Annotated in this window: 15 protein-coding genes; 10 read left to right on the plus strand and 5 right to left on the minus strand. The window is 75.4% G+C overall.

Going from position 1 to position 16366, the window contains the following annotated elements:
- Positions 1 to 367: 367 nt before the first annotated feature.
- Complete coding sequence (locus DDQ41_RS09210; RefSeq protein WP_109294051.1) at positions 368 to 1147, plus strand: DeoR/GlpR family DNA-binding transcription regulator; 780 nt, start codon at positions 368 to 370, stop codon at positions 1145 to 1147.
- 66 nt (positions 1148 to 1213) lie between these two features.
- Positions 1214 to 1576, plus strand: a complete 363-nt coding sequence (locus DDQ41_RS09215; RefSeq protein ID WP_109294052.1) for a DUF952 domain-containing protein — start codon at positions 1214 to 1216, stop codon at positions 1574 to 1576.
- 311 nt (positions 1577 to 1887) lie between these two features.
- Here DDQ41_RS09215 and DDQ41_RS09220 read toward each other — a convergent pair whose 3' ends face one another.
- Together DDQ41_RS09220 and DDQ41_RS09225 are read right to left on the minus strand one after the other, a co-directional pair.
- The gene (locus DDQ41_RS09220; RefSeq protein WP_109297636.1) at positions 1888 to 2874 is read right to left on the minus strand and encodes an MASE1 domain-containing protein; all 987 of its coding nucleotides are present in this window, start codon (positions 2872 to 2874) and stop codon (positions 1888 to 1890) included.
- Positions 2875 to 3037: 163 nt separating this feature from the next.
- Entirely contained in the window at positions 3038 to 3895 is an 858-nt protein-coding gene (locus tag DDQ41_RS09225; RefSeq protein ID WP_109294053.1) for a PP2C family protein-serine/threonine phosphatase, read from the minus strand.
- 173 nt (positions 3896 to 4068) lie between these two features.
- Here DDQ41_RS09225 and DDQ41_RS09230 point away from each other — a divergent pair, with 173 nt between their 5' ends.
- Complete coding sequence (locus DDQ41_RS09230) at positions 4069 to 4494, plus strand: nuclear transport factor 2 family protein (protein WP_109294054.1); 426 nt, start codon at positions 4069 to 4071, stop codon at positions 4492 to 4494.
- 165 nt (positions 4495 to 4659) lie between these two features.
- Here DDQ41_RS09230 and DDQ41_RS09235 read toward each other — a convergent pair whose 3' ends face one another.
- Positions 4660 to 5529 (minus strand): YhjD/YihY/BrkB family envelope integrity protein, encoded by an 870-nt coding sequence (locus tag DDQ41_RS09235; protein WP_109294055.1) that lies wholly within the window; start codon positions 5527 to 5529, stop codon positions 4660 to 4662.
- Between the two features lie 245 nt (positions 5530 to 5774).
- On the opposite strand from DDQ41_RS09235, the gene DDQ41_RS09240 reads away from it, so the two are divergent.
- A complete protein-coding gene (locus tag DDQ41_RS09240; RefSeq protein WP_109297637.1) occupies positions 5775 to 8513 on the plus strand; it encodes a SpoIIE family protein phosphatase/ATP-binding protein in 2739 nt (912 codons plus the stop codon).
- A gap of 909 nt (positions 8514 to 9422) precedes the next feature.
- On the opposite strand, the gene DDQ41_RS09245 is transcribed toward DDQ41_RS09240, so the two are convergent.
- Complete coding sequence (locus tag DDQ41_RS09245) at positions 9423 to 9668, minus strand: DUF6296 family protein (protein WP_109294056.1); 246 nt, start codon at positions 9666 to 9668, stop codon at positions 9423 to 9425.
- A gap of 485 nt (positions 9669 to 10153) precedes the next feature.
- Between DDQ41_RS09245 and DDQ41_RS09255 the strand changes: the two genes are divergently transcribed.
- The 3 genes from DDQ41_RS09255 to DDQ41_RS09265 are packed head-to-tail and all read left to right on the plus strand — an operon-like array spanning position 10154 to position 12708.
- Complete coding sequence (locus DDQ41_RS09255; protein ID WP_109294058.1) at positions 10154 to 11512, plus strand: MBL fold metallo-hydrolase; 1359 nt, start codon at positions 10154 to 10156, stop codon at positions 11510 to 11512.
- Positions 11513 to 11548: 36 nt separating this feature from the next.
- The gene (locus DDQ41_RS09260) at positions 11549 to 11968 is read left to right on the plus strand and encodes a rhodanese-like domain-containing protein (RefSeq protein WP_109294059.1); all 420 of its coding nucleotides are present in this window, start codon (positions 11549 to 11551) and stop codon (positions 11966 to 11968) included.
- Entirely contained in the window at positions 11965 to 12708 is a 744-nt protein-coding gene (locus DDQ41_RS09265) for a sulfite exporter TauE/SafE family protein (protein WP_109294060.1), read from the plus strand. The genes DDQ41_RS09260 and DDQ41_RS09265 overlap by 4 nt, the downstream gene beginning before the upstream one ends.
- Before the next feature lie 21 nt (positions 12709 to 12729).
- On the opposite strand, the gene DDQ41_RS09270 is transcribed toward DDQ41_RS09265, so the two are convergent.
- Positions 12730 to 13017 (minus strand): metal-sensitive transcriptional regulator, encoded by a 288-nt coding sequence (locus DDQ41_RS09270; RefSeq protein WP_109294061.1) that lies wholly within the window; start codon positions 13015 to 13017, stop codon positions 12730 to 12732.
- A gap of 80 nt (positions 13018 to 13097) precedes the next feature.
- Between DDQ41_RS09270 and DDQ41_RS09275 the strand changes: the two genes are divergently transcribed.
- From DDQ41_RS09275 to DDQ41_RS09285, 3 genes are all read left to right on the plus strand, one after another.
- Positions 13098 to 13673, plus strand: coding sequence for a rhodanese-like domain-containing protein (locus DDQ41_RS09275; RefSeq protein ID WP_109294062.1), 576 nt, complete (start codon positions 13098 to 13100; stop codon positions 13671 to 13673).
- A 411-nt stretch (positions 13674 to 14084) separates the two neighbouring features.
- Positions 14085 to 15005: a universal stress protein gene (locus DDQ41_RS09280; protein WP_262508404.1), complete on the plus strand. Its 921-nt coding sequence runs from the start codon at positions 14085 to 14087 to the stop codon at positions 15003 to 15005.
- Between the two features lie 388 nt (positions 15006 to 15393).
- Positions 15394 to 16314 (plus strand): universal stress protein, encoded by a 921-nt coding sequence (locus tag DDQ41_RS09285; RefSeq protein ID WP_109294063.1) that lies wholly within the window; start codon positions 15394 to 15396, stop codon positions 16312 to 16314.
- The last annotated feature ends 52 nt before the right edge of the window (positions 16315 to 16366 follow it).

The following is a 16366-nucleotide window of genomic DNA, read 5'->3' on the forward strand; positions in this document are numbered from 1 at the left end:
GTGCTCGTGCCCGTGGCGCGGTGGGCGGACCGCTCCGGCGGGGCAGGCCGTGGCCTCCGGCGTGAGGGGCCTGCCCGGGCGCAGGGGAGCCGGGCCCGGCGTTGCGGTCGCCGGGGTGCTCGCCGGTCAGGGCTTCCCGGGCCGGGGAGGCCGGGCCGGGGGCGCCGGGCCGGGGGCGCCGGGAGCCCGGTGCCGGGGCCGTCCCGGGCGGAGGACCACCCTCGCACCGGACGCACTCGGGTCGCGCGGCGGACGCACTCGGGTGGCGCGGCGGCGGAGCGAGAGGCCGTGCGGGGTGCCGCGGCCAGGTGTGCCCTTCCGGCCACGGGCTAGGGTCGCGACGTACGTTCGAGGAAGGGAGCGGTGGATGTCGCGCGACGCCCGCTGGAAGGCGCTGCTGGAACTCCTGGTGGAGCAGGGCCGGCTGGACGTCGAGGAGGCGGCGGCGGCACTGGACGTCTCGGCCGCGACGATCCGGCGCGACCTCGACCGGCTGGCCGAGCAGCAGATGCTCGTACGCACCCGCGGGGGCGCTGTCGTGCACGGCGTGTCGTACGAACTGCCGCTGCGCTACAAGGCGTCGCGGCACGCGGCGCGGAAGCAGCGCATCAGCGCGGCCGTCGCCGCGCTGATCTCGCCGGGCGAGGCGGTCGGCCTCACCGGGGGCACGACGACCACCGAGGTGGCCCGCGCCCTGGCCGCCCGGCCCGATCTGGCCTCGGGCAGCCCGGCCCTGACCATCGTCACCAACGCCCTCAACATCGCCAACGAACTGGCGATCCGGCCGCAGTTCAAGATCGTGGTCACCGGCGGGGTGGCCCGTCCGCAGTCGTTCGAGCTGATCGGCCCGCTCGCCGACGGGGTGCTCGGCCAGATCGCCCTGGACGTCGCGGTGCTCGGGGTGAACGCCTTCGACGCGGTGCACGGTGCCGCGGCGCACGACGAGGACGAGGCCGCGATCAACCGGCTGCTGTGCGAGCGGGCCCGGCGGGTGGTCGTCGCGGCCGACTCCACCAAGCTGGGCGCGCGGGCCTTCGCCCGTATCTGCGCGACGGAGCGGGTGGACACCCTGGTCACCGACTCCGCCGCCGCGGACCGTACGGCGGCCGCGTTCACGGAGGCCGGGGTGAGGGTCGTCCGAGCGTGAGTCCGGATGCCGGATGCCGGGTGCCGGGCCGTCCGGTGCACGCCCCCGCGGGGCTATAACTGACACATGATCATGCATGTGGTTCCGCTCGACGACTGGCTCGCCATCCCGGAGCGGCCGTACGCGCCCGCTTCGCTCTCCGCCGAGGGCTTCGTCCACTGCTCGCCCGACGAGGCGACCACGCTCGCGGTCGTCAGCGCCTTCTACCGCGATGTACCGGGCCCGCTGATGGCCCTGCTCATCGACGAGACCCGGCTGCTCGCGCCGGTCCGGCTGGAGCCCGCGGCACCGGTCCCGCCGCCCGGAGTCGCGTCCGGCACCCTGTTCCCGCACGTCTACGGGCCGATCGACCGCTCGGCGGTCGAGGGCATGCTGGAGGTCCAGCGCGACGGGACGGGCCGGGCGGTGGGCTTCGCCCCCTGGGCCTGAGCGGACGCGCCAGGCCCGCCCCGGACCGTGCGGCGGCTCTCCACCCGACGGCTCCCCACACGACGGATCTCCGACCGGCGAGCCCTCCACCCGACGGCTCCCCACACGACGGATCTCCGACCGGGCGCCGCGGGCCGCCGCTGTGCGCGGCGGCCGGCCGGCCGGTCGGCGGTGGCGGCCGGCCGGTCGGCGGTGGCGGCCGCGGCTCCGTGCGGCGGCCCTCCGCTTCCGCGGTAACGGCCGGAGCCCGGCCGCGGCCCACCCGCTCCGGCGCCGCGGGCGGCTGACGCCGGCCCGGATCCCGCCCGCCGTCAGAGGTCCTCCGGGGGAGGCGGCCTGCGGTGGGCGGTGTCGCCGCCCGGCACCAGCCGGTCCACCAGTTCGGCGAGTTCGGCGCAGGCCAGCTCGATCTTGCGGCGGACCGTGATCTGCTCGGTGACGATGGCGGAGAGCAGCAGACCGGTCAGTGCCACCGAGCCGTTGAGGGCCTGGAGGACGCTCATCACGCCGAGCGTCCCATGGCCTTCGAAGGGCCCCAGCTCCTCGGTCGCGGCCGAGATCGCCATGACGGACACGATCAGCGCGCAGGGGGCCGCCCCGGACAGCTGGAACCGCAGCGCGGCCCACATCAGCAGCGGGAAGACGAGGAAGAGCAGCGGGACGAGCGAGCGGGTGACGGCGTACGCCACGACCACCACCGTCACCAGCAGGCAAGCGGCCTCGGCCCAGCGCCCCGGGGATGCGCCACCGGGCCACCGGGCCGTCCGGCAGACGAGCAGCAGGGGGGTCACCACCAGTACGCCCATCGCGTCGCCGACCCACCAGGCCGACCAGATCGGCCAGAACGCATCGGCATGGATGTCGCGGGACAGCAGCAGCAGGCCGGACCCCACTGTGGCGCTGATCAGCATGCCGGCCAGGGCGCCCAGGAACACCAGTGCCAGCCCGTCCCGCAGCCGGTCCAGCTCGGTGCGGAATCCGACCCGCCGCAGCATCAGGTACGCGCAGAGCGGAGCGACGCTGTTGCCCACGAGGATGCCGATGGAGCGGGCGGACGAGCTGACGTTCAGGATGACGAGCAGCGCGCCGAGCACCACGCCCGGCCAGGCCCGCAGACCGAACCAGAGCAGGCAGGCCAGGGCGATCCCGGTGGACGGCCAGAGCGGTGTGACGACCGCCCCTTCCACGGCCAGCTGCTGCGTGAACCCGATGAGCCCCGCCGCGAAGTAGGCGGCGGCGATGCCGAGCGTCAGGAGGACGGCCGCGCCGGGGCGGCGGAGGAGCTGGTTGCGGGCCACGGCAGCCATCACACAACGCCGCGGCGTCCCGGCGCGCCGTGACACGCGCCGGGGCGCCCGCCGGATCGGCCGGGCAGCGGGACCAGGCCGGCGGCGGGACCCGGCGGGCGACGGGACCCGGTCGGCGGGATCAGGCGGACAGCGGATCGGCCGGGCGGCGGGATCAGCCGGGCGGCGAGGGCGGCCGCGGTGCGCCCGCCGCGGCCTCATGGCTGAGGACGAGCACCGCGGCGTCGTCGGTGTGGCCGGTGAACTCGGCCGCCTCCATCACCTCGGCGGCCAGTTGCTCGGCGGTCGCCGCGGCGGCCGCGCCGGCCGCCACGACCCTGACGACCCTGGCGAGTCCGGTCTCGATCGGTACGGAGGGCCCCTCGACCACCCCGTCCGTGAGCAGGACGAACGCCCCGGCCTCGGTGAGCCTGCGCCTGGTCACCGGGTACACCTCCCCCGGTTCGACGCCGAGCGGGAGGCCACCGGGGTCCTGCACGGTCTCGCAGCGGCCGTCCGCCGTGGCCCGGACCCCGGGGACATGGCCTGCGCGGGCGCTCTCCACCACCCACTCCACGGGGTCGAAGCGGAGGAAGCTGCAGGTGGCGAACAGGTCGCGGGCCACGGACACCAGCAGGTCGTTGGCCAGCGCGAGGACCTCCCCCGGATCGGTGGCGGCCAGCGCCACGGCCCGCAGCCCGATCCGGACCTGCCCCATGAACGCAGCGGCCTCGACGTCGTGGCCCTGGACGTCCCCTATCGAGAACCCCAGCGATCCGTCGGCCATCACGAAGCCGTCGTACCAGTCGCCGCCCACGTCGAGCCCGTCACGGGCGGGCGTGTAGCGCGCGGCGGTCTGGAGCCCCGGGGCGGAGGGCAGGCTCTCGGGCAGCATCTCCCGCTGGAGGGCTTCCGCGAGATCCACCCTGGCGCGCTGGCGTTCCGCGCCCTGCCGTGCCTTCGCCGTGAGGAGTCCGAGCGTCGTCAGGAGGTCGTCGGCGCTCGCCGAGCGCGGAGGACGACGGCGCGTCATGGACCTCTCCGGAGCATCTGTGCCTACCGAGTTCCGTCGTTCATCCTACGTGCGGTACCGCCGGGGCGCTTGATGAACGACCCTCTTATTCAAGAAGATGACTACTCATATTGTTGAGTATCTACGGGTCGGGCACCGGCCCGGCACGCAGTCGCCCGACGAAGGGAATCCCGATGGAGACCACCGACCGCTTCCGCGCCGCCGTGGAACAGCGCGACCTGTCCGCGCTGGACGAGCTGTTCACCGAGGACGTCCGCTTCTACAGCCCCGTGAAGTTCACCCCCTTCGAAGGGAGGCCGATGGTCCTGGGGCTGTTCGGCGTGCTGCTGCGGACCTTCGAGGACTTCCGCTACGTCGGGAGGTTCGGCGGCACGGCCCAGACCAGCGCGGACGGCGGCGAGGCGCCCTCGGAGATCCTGCTGTTCCGGGCGGCGGTCGGCGGCAGGGAGGTCCATGGAATCGACCTGCTGCACTACGACGAGACCGGCCGCGTCAAGGAGTTCACGGTGATGGTCCGCCCGCAGTCGGCTCTTCAGACCCTGAGCGAGGCCGTCTTCGCGGGCCTCGTCGCCGACGGACTGGTACCCGGCCCCGCCTGACGCCGCCCAGGGCCCCGGCCGACGGCGCGGGCCGGCCGGCCGGACGCCCCCGGGCCGGTGGAACGGCCTCCGGGAACCGTCCGCCGGCACCGGGGAGGGTCGCCCGGGCCCCGGGCTGAGCGGCTCGGCCGGCCCGGGACCCCTCGGTCAGCGGACACCCGGCGGTCAGCGGGCACCCGGCGGGATGAAGGCCTCGGCCGCCAGCCCGCGCCGTACCCGGCGCTCGTGGTACAGGCGTCCCACGAGTGCCCCTCCGTACACCACGAACCCCACGCCGACCAGCCAGGACTGCAGCACCAGCACCGTACCGATCGGCCCGTACGTCACCGCGTTGGCGGCGATCAGGGGCGAGAAGACGAACTGCGAGAACACCCGCAGACCGAGCAGCCCGAAGGCGGTGAAGGCGGCCCCCGGGGCCAGCGCCCGCCAGCGCAGCCGGCCGCAGAGCAGCAGATGCTGCGACCACCAGAAGAACAGGAAGGCGCCGACCAGATCGGCGGCGGGGATCAGCGCCTGCACCACGACGGGCGCGCGGGGCGGGGTGGGCGTTCTGACGAACAGCAGCAGCACCCCGACCAGTACCGCCAGCCAGACGACATGCCGCCACATGGTGTGCCAGCGCGCGGTCGGCAGGTCCCACACCCGCTCGTAGCCGGTCTGCACCGCGGAGCCGAACGTCACCCCGAAGGCCGCGAGCGCGGCGAGGCCGAGCGCCGTGGTCCGCTGAAGGGCCTCCCCCGGCAGGCCGAAGAGCTCCTGGACCTCCTCCTGCGAGACCTTCGACACCCCGAGGCCCTGGATCAGCCACCTGGCGAAGCCCTTCCCGCTCGCCGGGTCGGCCGCGGCGACGACCACCAGCAGCGGCACCAGGGTGAGGAAGCAGAGCGCGGCGAAGCCCATGGCGCGGTGCAGCAGCTCCGTCTCGCGCCCGCGGTCCCAGACGAGCCCGACGACGGAGGTCCGCACCCGCCGGTGCAACCGTGCGAACAAGCGGCCGGTCCGGCCGTCGTCCGGCTCACCGAATCTGAAGGGCATGTGCCGTCGCTACCCCCAAGTTCGGCCCCGGCAGCCCGGAGTGCCGCCGAACGGGTGCCCCGCCGCGGCTCCCGGGCTCCCCTCAGCGCCCCGCCACGGCTCCTCAGCGCCCCGGGGCGGCCCGGCCCGGGCTCCCGCTCGCCCCCGGCCGGCCCCGGACCGCGACCGGTCGCCCGGGAGGGCGGCCCGGTGCTAGAACTGGGAACATGATCGGACGTCCCCGCCGGTCCTGGCTGACGGCAGTGATGCCGTCCGGCCGCGCGCGAACGCCCGGCCGGCCCGAACGCCCCGGGTGGCGCCGGCGTCTGCGGTCCCTGCTCAGCGTGCACAGCCTGGCCACCCAGGTCTTCCTGCTGCAGGCCCTGGTGATCCTCCTGCTGGTGGTCGCCGCGGCCGTCGCCCTGGCCCTGCAGGCGCGGTACGACAGCTACGAGGACGCCCGCAACCGCTCCCTCGCCGCCGCCGAGGCGTTCGCGTACGCCCCGGGCACGGCCGAGGCCCTCGAATCCCCCGATCCGTCGGCCGCCCTCCAGTCCTCGGCCGACAGGGCCCAGCGGGGCGCCCGGGTCGACTTCATCTCCGTACTGAGCAAGGACGGCGTCCGGTACACCGATCCCGAGCCGCAGCTGATCGGCCGGCGCGTGGCGGGGGACATCTCCAGGGCTGCCGCGGGCGAGGCCTTCACCGAGACCTTCGAGGGCGAACCGCAGGACGCGGTCCGGGCCGTCGTCCCGGTACTGGACGGCAGCCGGAGGGTCGTCGGCCTGGTCGCCGCCGGGATCCAGGTCGAGAACGTGGGCGACCTGCCGTACGTGCAGCTGCCGATCGTGCTGGGCGCGGCCGCCGGTGCGCTGCTGCTGGCCACCGGCGGGGCGGCCCTGGTCAGCCGGCGGCTGCGGCGCCAGACCCACGGGCTGGGCCCCGCCGAGATGACCCGGATGTACGAGCACCACGACGCCGTCCTCCACGCGGTGCGCGAGGGGGTGCTGATCATCGGCGGGGACGGCCGGCTGCTGCTCGCCAACGACGAGGCCCGGCGCCTGCTCGGACTGCCGGCCGACGCCGACCGCAGGCCGGTGACCGAGCTGGGCCTCGGCCCGGGCATCACCCGTCTGCTGGTGTCCGGCACGGAGGTCTCCGACGAGGTGTTCCTCTCCGGGGACCGGCTGCTCGCCGTCAACACCCGGCCCACGAGCCCGTACGGCGGTGTGACGGGACTGGTCGCCAGCCTCCGCGACACCACCGAGCTGCGCGCCCTGTCGGGCCGGGCGGAGGTGGCCAGGGAGCGGCTGACGCTGCTGTACGAGGCCGGGGTGCGGATCGGCACCACCCTGGACGTGCGCCGTACCGCGCGGGAACTGGCCGATGTGGCCGTACCCCGGTTCGCGGACTTCGTCACCGTGGAACTGCTCGACCCGGTGCTGCGCGGCGACGAGCCGTCCGGTCTCGGCGCGATGCGGCGCACGGCGCTCAGCGGCGTCGCCGACGACCATCCGCTGCAACCGGTCGGGGACGCCATCCGGATCAACGTCACGCCGATGAGCACGGCGCTGGAGAGCGGGAGGGCACTGCTCGAACCCGACCTGGCCTCGTCGGCGACCTGGAGCAGCGAGGACCCGGAAGGGCGCCGGCAGGCGCTCGAGTACGGCATCCGGTCGCTGATCACGGTGCCGCTTCGGGCGCGGGGCGTCGTTCTCGGACTGGTCAACTACTGGCGGTCCGGCGACACCCCGCGGTTCGACGAGGACGACACCTCGTTCGCCGAGGAACTCGCGGCCCGCGCTGCCGTGGCCATCGACAACGCCCGGCGGTACACCCGCGAACACGCCATGGCCGTCACGTTGCAGCGCAGCCTGCTGCCGCGCGACCTCCCGGAGCAGGACGCCCTCGAGGTGGCCTGGCGGTACCTGCCGGCGCAGGCCGGCGTCGGCGGCGACTGGTTCGACGTCATCCCGCTGCCGGGGCTCCGGGTCGCCCTGGTCGTCGGGGACGTGGTGGGGCACGGGATGCACGCCGCGGCCACGATGGGGCGGCTGCGCACGGCGGTGCTGAACTTCTCGTCCCTGGACATGCCGCCCGCCGATCTGGTGGCCCGCCTGGACGACCTGGTACTGCGCATCGACGCGGACCAGCCCCCGGGGACCGACACCGAACGCGCGCCGGTGACCGGTGCGACCTGCCTGTACGCGATCTACGACTCGGTGAACGGGCGCTGCACCCTCGCCCACGCCGGTCATCCGTCGCCGGCGATCGTCGATCCCGGGGGCCGGGTGGTCTTCCCGGAGCTGCCCGTGTCACCTCCGCTCGGCGTGGGAGGACACCCGTTCGACGAGACCGAGCTGGACCTCGCCGAGGGCAGCCGGCTCGTCCTCTTCACGGACGGTCTGGTGGAGGACCGGTACCGGGACATCGACGAGGGGCTGGCAGGACTCCGCGCCGCGCTCGAGCGGCCCGGGCTGGAACCCGAGGAGACCTGCTCGGCCGTGATGAGCGCGCTGCTGCCCGACCAGCCGAGCGACGACATCGCCCTGCTGGTGGCCCGTACACGGCTGCTCGACCGGGACAGAACCGCGGAGTGGGAGGTGCCGCTCGACCTCTCGGCCGTGCCCCGGGTGCGGGCCGAGGCGGGCCGGCGCATCTCCGAATGGGGCCTGGGTGACTCCGCCTTCGTCGCCGAGCTGGTCCTCAGCGAACTGCTCACCAACGCCATGCGGTACGCGGCGGAGCCGGTCCGGGTGCGGCTGCTGCTCGGCCGGACGCTGGTCGTCGAGGTGTCCGACGGCAGCAGCACCTCCCCTCATCTGCGACGCGCCGCCGCGACGGACGAGGGGGGCCGGGGGCTGTTCCTGGTGGCCCAGTTCTCACAGCGCTGGGGAACGCGCTATGTCACCGGGGGGAAGGTCATCTGGGCGGAGCTGTTGCTGGGCGGGGAGCTGCCCGCGGAAGCAGTGATGACGTTCGTTCACGAGGAACCCGCCTGGTGAGCCCGCCGGCCGCGGAGGGTCCCGCGGCCCTCCGCAGCCGGGTGTGCGCGGCGGCCCCACCGGGACCCCCGGACCCGTCGGACGCCCGGACCCCCGGACCCGCGGACCGCCGGACCCTCTGGACCCGCCAGACCCGCCAGACTCCCGGACCCCCGAACCGCCGGACCCCCGGACCCGCCAGACCCCCGGACCCGCCAGACCCGCCGGACGCCCGAACCCCCGGACCCCCGGACCCCCCGGACCCCCGGACCCGCCAGACCCGCCGGACCCCCGGACGGCCGGACCCCCGGACCCCCGAACCGCCGGACCCGCCAGACCCGCCGGACCCCCGGGGCCCCGGACCGCCAGACCCGCCGGACGCCCGGACAGCCAGACCCGCCGGACCCCCGGACCCCCGAACCGCCGGACCCTCCGGACTCCCGGACCCGCCAGACCCGCCGGATTCCCGAACTCCCGGACCCCCGGACCCGCCGGCCCCCCGGACGGCCGGACCCTCCGGACCCTCCGGACCCCCCGGACTCCCGGGCCCCCGGACCCGCCAGACCCGCCGGACTCCCGGACTCCCGGGCCCCCGGACCCGCCGGACTCCCGGACAGCCAGACCCGCCAGACGCCCGGACGCCCGGACGGCCGGACCCCCGGACCCGCCAGACCCGCCAGACCCGCCGGACCCCCGGACCCCCGAACGGCCGGACCCGCCGAATTCCCGAACCCCCGGACCCGCCAGACCCGCCGGACCCCCGGACCCCCGGACAGCCAGACCCGCCAGACGCCCGGACGGCCGGACTGCCGGACCCCCGGACGGCCGGACGGCCGGGTGGGAGTGCCGCGGGCGGCCGGGCGTGGGCGCGGCGCCCGCCGGGCCGGCGGGCGCCGCTGACACGGCCCTGGGGGCCCGGTGAAACCTTGGTCAGGGCTGGACCACGGGCCTGGCCTCGACGCCGGACGCGGGTTGCTGGTGCCCGCCGCTGGCGATCATCCGCACCTCACCGCGGTCGCTGATCTCCGCCTGGACGATGCCGGTGTCGTCGGCGTAGATCGGGTGCCCGCCCGGCCCCTTGCGCTCGGTGCGGTGTACGACCACCGCGTCCTCGCCGTCGGTCGCCGAGGCGACACCTCCCGCGAAGACCAGTTCGAAACCCTCGTCGCGACCCATGAGGCCTCCTCTGCGATACGCCGCACATCATGTCCGGCTGCAGCACTGAATGGCCATTATGCGACTTTTATTCTATTTGCTCTCCGCGAGGCCGCCCCCTCCCGTGCCGCTCGGCCATTCCGCCCCCGGGACACCTCGGGCGGGTCGGGCACCCCGGGCACCCCGCAGAGACCGGGCAGGGGCGGGCCGGACGGGCCGGGAAGACCGGAGCGGGCCGGACGGGCCGGGAAGACCGGAGCGGGCCGGACGGGCCGGGAAGACCGGAGCGGGCCGGACGGGTCGGGAAAGCCGGAGCGGGGCGGCCCACCCGGGCTCCGGGCCGGGGCCCCGAAGGTCCGCGCACCGTCACCCCGAGGCGGACCCGGCCCGCGTCCACAGGGGCGACGAACCCGCCGCGAGGGCCCGTCCATATACCCCTGGGGGTAATGATGCTACGGTGGACGCAATACCCCAGGGGGTAATTTCCGTGCGAAGGGAGTATCCGCGTGTTCTTCGTCGACACCATCGAGCTGGAAGGTCTCGGCAACCGCAGCTACCTGGCAGGCGGTGAGCACACCGCGGTGGCCGTGGACCCACCGCGCGACATCGACCGGGTGCTCGCCGCGGCCGCCCGGCGAGGTGTGCGGATCTCCCATGTGGCGGAGACCCATATCCACAACGACTACGTCAGCGGCGGCCTGGAGCTGGCCCGGGTCACCGGGGCCGAGTACCTGGTACCGGCGGGCGCGCACGTCTCCTTCGCACGCGTCGCGGTGTCCGACGGCGACGCGGTCGCGATCGACGCGGGAGTGACGCTGCGGGCGATGGCGACGCCAGGTCACACACCGCACCACACCTCCTATGTGCTGCACGACGGGGACCGGCCGGTGGCCGCGTTCACCGGTGGCTCCCTCCTCATCGGCACGGTCGGCCGGCCGGACCTGGTCGAGCCGCGGCTGACCGAGCGGCTGGCCCGGGCGCAGCACGCCTCGGCGCACCGGCTGGCCGCCGAGCTGCCGGACGCCACGGCGGTGCTGCCCACACACGGTTTCGGCAGCTTCTGCTCCTCGGCGCAGGCCGAGGGGGACACGACCACCATCGGCGAGCAGAGGGCCGGCAACCCCGCGCTCGGCGTCGACGTGGACACCTTCGTCGCGGACCTGCTGGCGGGTCTGGACAACGTGCCCGCGTACTACGCCCACATGGGCCCGGCCAACACGGCCGGCCCGGCGCCGGTGGACCTGACCCCGCCCGCCGTCGCCGGCGCCGAGGAGATCGCCGCCCGCCTCGCGGCCGGAGAGTGGGTCGTGGACCTGCGCAACCGGGTGGCCTTCGCCGAGGGGCATGTGGCCGGCTCGTTCAACTTCGAGGCCGAGGGCAAGCTCGCCACGTACCTCGCCTGGATGGTCCCGTGGGGCAAGCCGGTGACCCTGCTCGCGGAGTCGGCGGAGCAGCTGGCCGACGCCCAGCGCGAACTCGTCCGGGTGGGCATCGACCGCCCGGCCGCCGCAGCCACCGGAGGTCCCGGCCGGTGGCTGCGCAGGGGTGAGGCGGCCGCCTCGTTCCCCCGGTCCACCTTCGCCGGACTCGCCGAGCGGGGCGCCGGGCACGTGGTGGTCCTCGACGTGCGCCGCGACTCCGAGCGCGCCGGCGGCCATATCGAGGGATCCGTGCACATCCCGGTCCACGAGCTGCACGGCCGCCTCGGCGAGGTCCCGGGCGGGACTGTGTGGGTGCACTGCGCGGGCGGTATGCGGGCGGCCATCGCGGCCTCGCTGCTGGACGCCGCCGGCCGTGACGTGGTCGCCGTGGACGACGGCTTCGACGCCGCCCGCGACGCCGGCCTGCCCCTGGCCTCCGGCTGACTCCCCGCCGCATCCCCTAACCCAGGAAGGAGCGCGATGTCCCTCTTCCACCGGCACCAGCCGCGCGTCACGGTCGACGCGGCCCTCCGGCAGACCAGCGGTGACAGGCCCGACGCCGTACTGCTGGACGTCCGCGAGCAGCCCGAGTGGGACGACGGCCACGCCCCGGACGCCGTGCACCTGCCGCTGTCGCGGCTCCTCGCCGGAAGCGCCCTGCCACCCGGCGCGGCGGGCCGGACCCTGCTGGTGATCTGCCGCAGCGGGCGGCGGTCCCGGGAAGCGGTACGGCTCCTCGCCGCACGCGGAGCGCGGGCGGTGGACGTCGAGGGCGGCATGATCGCTTGGGCCGCAGCCGGGCACCCGGTCGCCGACGGACACCCGGTCGCCGGCGGACACCCGGTCGCCGGCGGACAAGGGGACGGCGGCGGACAAGGGGACGGCGGCCCGACGAAGTGACCCAGCTCGTCCTCGCCCTCGTCGCCGGAGCCGTCGTCGGCCTCGCACTCGGGGCCCTCGGCGGTGGCGGCGGGGTGCTCGCCGTACCGGCACTGGTCTACCTGCTCGGTTTCACCCCGGCGGCGGCCACGACGGCCGCCCTGGTCATCGTCGCCGCCACATCCGCCACCGCCCTCTACGCGCACGCGCGCGAAGGGGACCTGGCGTGGCGGACCGGGGCGCTGTTCGCCGCGGCGGGCATCGCCCCCGCCTTCCTCGCCGGAGCCGCGGCCGAACGGCTCCCCGCGGCGGTACTGACCGCGGCCTTCGCAACGGTCGCCGCCCTCGCCGCCCTGCGCATGCTCCGCCCTTCCGAGGCCGCGGCGCCGGCCCGGGTCCGCACCGGCGAGGTGGCCGCGGCCGGGGCGGGCCTGGGTGCCGTGACGGGGCTGCTGGGAGTGGGCGGGGGCTTCCTCGCCGTCCCGGCGCTGGTCAACGTGCTGGGGCTGCGGATGCGCCAGGCGGTGGGCACCAGCCTGCTCGTCATCACCGTCAACTCCCTCGTCGCGCTCACGGCGCGCGCGGGAACCGGCGGGGATCTGCGATGGGAGCTGGTCGCGCCCTTCGCCGGGGCCGCGATCCTCGGCGCGTGGGACGGCAAACGGCTCGCCGCAAGGCTCTCCGGCGCACGGCTGCGGAAGATCTTCGCCGTCGTGCTGCTCACGGTTGCCGCGCTCATGTTCGTCGACGTGATCGTGTGAGCCGGCCGCTCTCGGGGCCGGTCAGGCCAGTGAGAGGAAGAGCTTCTCGAGCCGGCTCCGCATCTCGTCGCGGTCCTCCACTGAGCCCCGGCCGTCCTCGATGTCGGTCAGGCACTGCTGAAGCCCCGTCGCGATGATCGCGAAACCCGCCCGGTCCAGCGCCCGGGAAGCCGCGGCCAGCTGGGTGACCACCTCCTCGCAGTCCCGGCCCTCCTCGATCATCCGGATCACTCCGGAGATCTGGCCCTGCGCCCGGCGCAGCCGATTGAGGACCGCCTTCAGTTCGGCTCCCGCCAGATCAAGCTCCACCGCAACTCCTCACGAAATACCCCCAGGGGTAATATAGAACCCCTGGGAGGAACCGTCGACACCCAAGGATGACACCCGCCATGACCACACCCGCCACCCTCGGTATCGAAGAGGCCCGCACCCGCCTGCACGAGCTGACCGTCATCGACGTGCGCACACCCGGCGAGTTCGCGGGAGGCCATCTGCCCGGCGCCCTCAACATCCCCCTCGACCGGATCCGGCGCGCGCTCCCCGACATCCGGCACGCCGCGGAACGCCGCGACGTCCTGATCGTCTGCGCGTCCGGCGCCCGCTCGGGAAACGCCTGCAGGATCCTCGCCGAGAACGGTGTCGCCGCCGCCACGCTCTCCGGGGGAACGGCGGCCTGGGCGGCCGTCGGCCACGGACTGAGCCGCCCCGAGGGGGCCGCACGCGCCTCCTGGGGCATGGAGCGGCAGGTCCGATTCACCGCCGGCACCGTCGTCCTGCTCGGCCTCCTGCTCGGGCTCCTCGTCCACCCGGCCTTCCAGTTCCTCTCCGCCGCGATCGCGGGCGGCCTGGTCTTCTCCGCCCTGACCGACACCTGCGGCATGGCGGCGGTGCTCGCCAGACTGCCCCACAACCGGCCCCGCGCCGCCGACCTGGGCGCCACGCTGGAGGTACTCCGCGGGCGCTGACCGGCCCGCCCCCGAGGCGGGCCGGAAACGCACGGACCCCACCGCTGACCGCCCCCGAGGCGGCCGGAAACGGGACGGACCCCACCGCCCTCGCCCTCCCTCCGGGGCCCTCCCGGGCACCGTGCGGCCCGCCCGGCCGACGGGGCACCCGCGCGCCCCCGCTGAAGGCACCCCTCCGAGCCCGCGGGCGTACCGAAGCGGTACCCCCGCGGGCCCGGCGGACGGACCGGCGCCGGAAGACCGCGGGTCGGCGGCATGGCCCGCACCGGTTGCCGGTGCATCCCCCGTCCCGTGTGATGGAGACGAGCCCGCCCGACCGGTACGGGGAGGACGGGCCCGCCCGGCGTTCACCGAGGCCCGGCCGCCGCGCAGGCGGCGCCCGCGTCCCGGGTCTGCGGGAGAGGAGTCGATGTGCGCGGCCAGCAACGTGATCAGCACGCGGCCGGATCGGTGGTGGTGGGCGTGGTCGAGGCGGAGGGACAGGAGCAGGTGGCTCTCCGTGCCGCCCGGGAGGCGGCCCGCGCCGGTACGGGGCTGCGCATCCTGCACGCCGTCGAGTGGCCGCCGCCGGGGACGGCCGACGACGGCACGGCCCCGGAAGCCGACGGGGACGGCAGGACGCCTCCGGATCGCGCGGAGCGCGTGGTCGCCCGTTTCTCGGAGATCGTCCACCAGCGGTTCCCTCGTCTGGCGATCGAGCCGGACCACGTGTCCGGCTCACCCGCGCCGGCCCTGATCGACCGGTCCGCCGAAGCGCCGCTGGTCGTGGTCGGCCATCGTGGGACGGGGGGCTTCCCCCGGCTGCCGCTCGGCTCGGTGAGTCTCCAGGTGGCCACCCACTCGCGCTGCCCGGTCCTCGTGGTCAGACCCGGGGAGGGCACCGAGCCGGTCGGCAGCCGGGTCGTGGTCGGCGTCGACGTCGACGACGTCCAGCCGCACGTGATGGAGTTCGCCCTGCGGGCGGCGGGCAGCCGCGCCGCCCGGCTCGACGTCGCGCACGCCTCCACACGACCCGAACTCCTCAGCACCGGCCCCACCGGTCCCCTCCTCGTCGGCCGCGAGACACGACCGATCGCGGCGAAGGACCTGCTGGAGCAGGAGCTTGCGCCCTACCGTTCCCGCTGGCCCGACGTGGACATCCGTACACGCGTCGAACGGTGCCGGCCCGCGCACCTGCTCGTCGAGTCCTCACGGGGCGCGGAACTGGTCGTGGTGGGGACCCACGGCCGCACGGGCTTGCGGAGACTGGTGCTCGGCTCGGTGAGCGGCGAAGTGCTGCGCACAGCCGAGTGCCCGGTCGCCGTGGTGCCCGTCCCCGCCGCCGGGGAGTGACCGGGCAGGCCCGTGAGAGCCGTCTGAGCAGTCTGAGACGTCTGAGACCGAGAGCCGCGGGCCGGGTGGTCAGGGTGGTCCGGGTGCGGCCGCGGACGACGCCGGCGAGGTGGCCGTCCCCGTTTGCGACGGCATCCGCCCCAGGCGGGAGCACGGCCGACCGCGGCGGGCTTCCCCGCCCGGTCTCCGCCGCTGCCACATTCCCGGCCCGCCGGCGGCGCCCCGGGCCGGTCGGCCCTTCCGGGGGCCGACCGGACTCTGCCTCCGCGGCCGCGGACGGGGGATGCTGAGCTTGCTGAGGTTGTTCGAGCTTGCTGAGATCGCTGAGCTTGTTCGAGGTTGCTGAGGATGCGGCCGCCGGGCAGCCATCGCTCCGAGGAGTCCGACGATGCCCCGTCATGTGACCGCCGGTCTGGACGGATCGGCCGAGAGTGCCGCAGCGGCCGAGTGGGCCGCCGGTGAGGCGCGGTTGCGGCAGGTCGCGCTGCGCCTTCTGCTCGTGTCGGACGACCCGGCGCCCTCGCGCCCCGCCGCGGAGCACGGTGGCGCCGGGGGCGGGCGGTATCCGGGCGCGGAGTTCCTGACCGGCACCGCGGACGCGCTGCGCGGCGGGCACCCGGGTCTCGAGGTCCGCGCGGAGCGGCTGACCGGCAGGCCCGCGGCCGTGCTGGCCCGCGAGGCGGCCGGTGCCGACGTGATGGTGCTCGGCTCCCGCGGCCTGGGGAGTGTGCGGGGCTTCCTCCTCGGGTCCGTCGCGACGGCGACGATCGTCAGGACCCGCCGTCCGGTCGTCCTCGTGCGCCCGGGGCACCGACCGGGGCAGGGGACCCGCGGGGAGTACGGCGATGCCGACGATCCCGAGGCTGCTGCCGCTGCCGCCGCTGCCGCGGGCAGCGTGGTCGTCGGTGTGGACGTCCGCGAGACGTGCGACGCCACCCTCGACTTCGCCTTCGGCGAGGCCGCGCTGCGCGGTGGCCGCCTCCGGGCGGTCCACTGCTGGTCGCTTCCGCCGTTCGGGAGGGACGCACTGGCTCTCGACATGGCCCGGCGCGAAATGCGGCCGGACATCGCGAGAGCGCTCAGGAACGTCCTGGCCCCCTGGCGGCAGAGGTACCCGTCGGTCGAGGTGGCCGAGTTCACGCCGGTCGGCGGGGTCTCCGACCGCCTGCTGCACTCCGCCGCGGGCGCCGCGCTCCTGGTCGTGGGCCGGCGGATGCGCACCGCACGTGCCGGGGTGCGCCTCGGCCCCGTCGCCCATGCGGTGATCCACCACTGCGCGGCCCCCGTGGCGGTCGTGGCCCACGACTGAGCACGCACCCGCCGCCGGGGCCCGACGGGCCCCAGGCGCGCGCCTTCGCCAC

The organism is Streptomyces spongiicola, from assembly GCF_003122365.1.
Taxonomy (GTDB): Bacteria; Actinomycetota; Actinomycetes; order Streptomycetales; family Streptomycetaceae; genus Streptomyces; species Streptomyces spongiicola.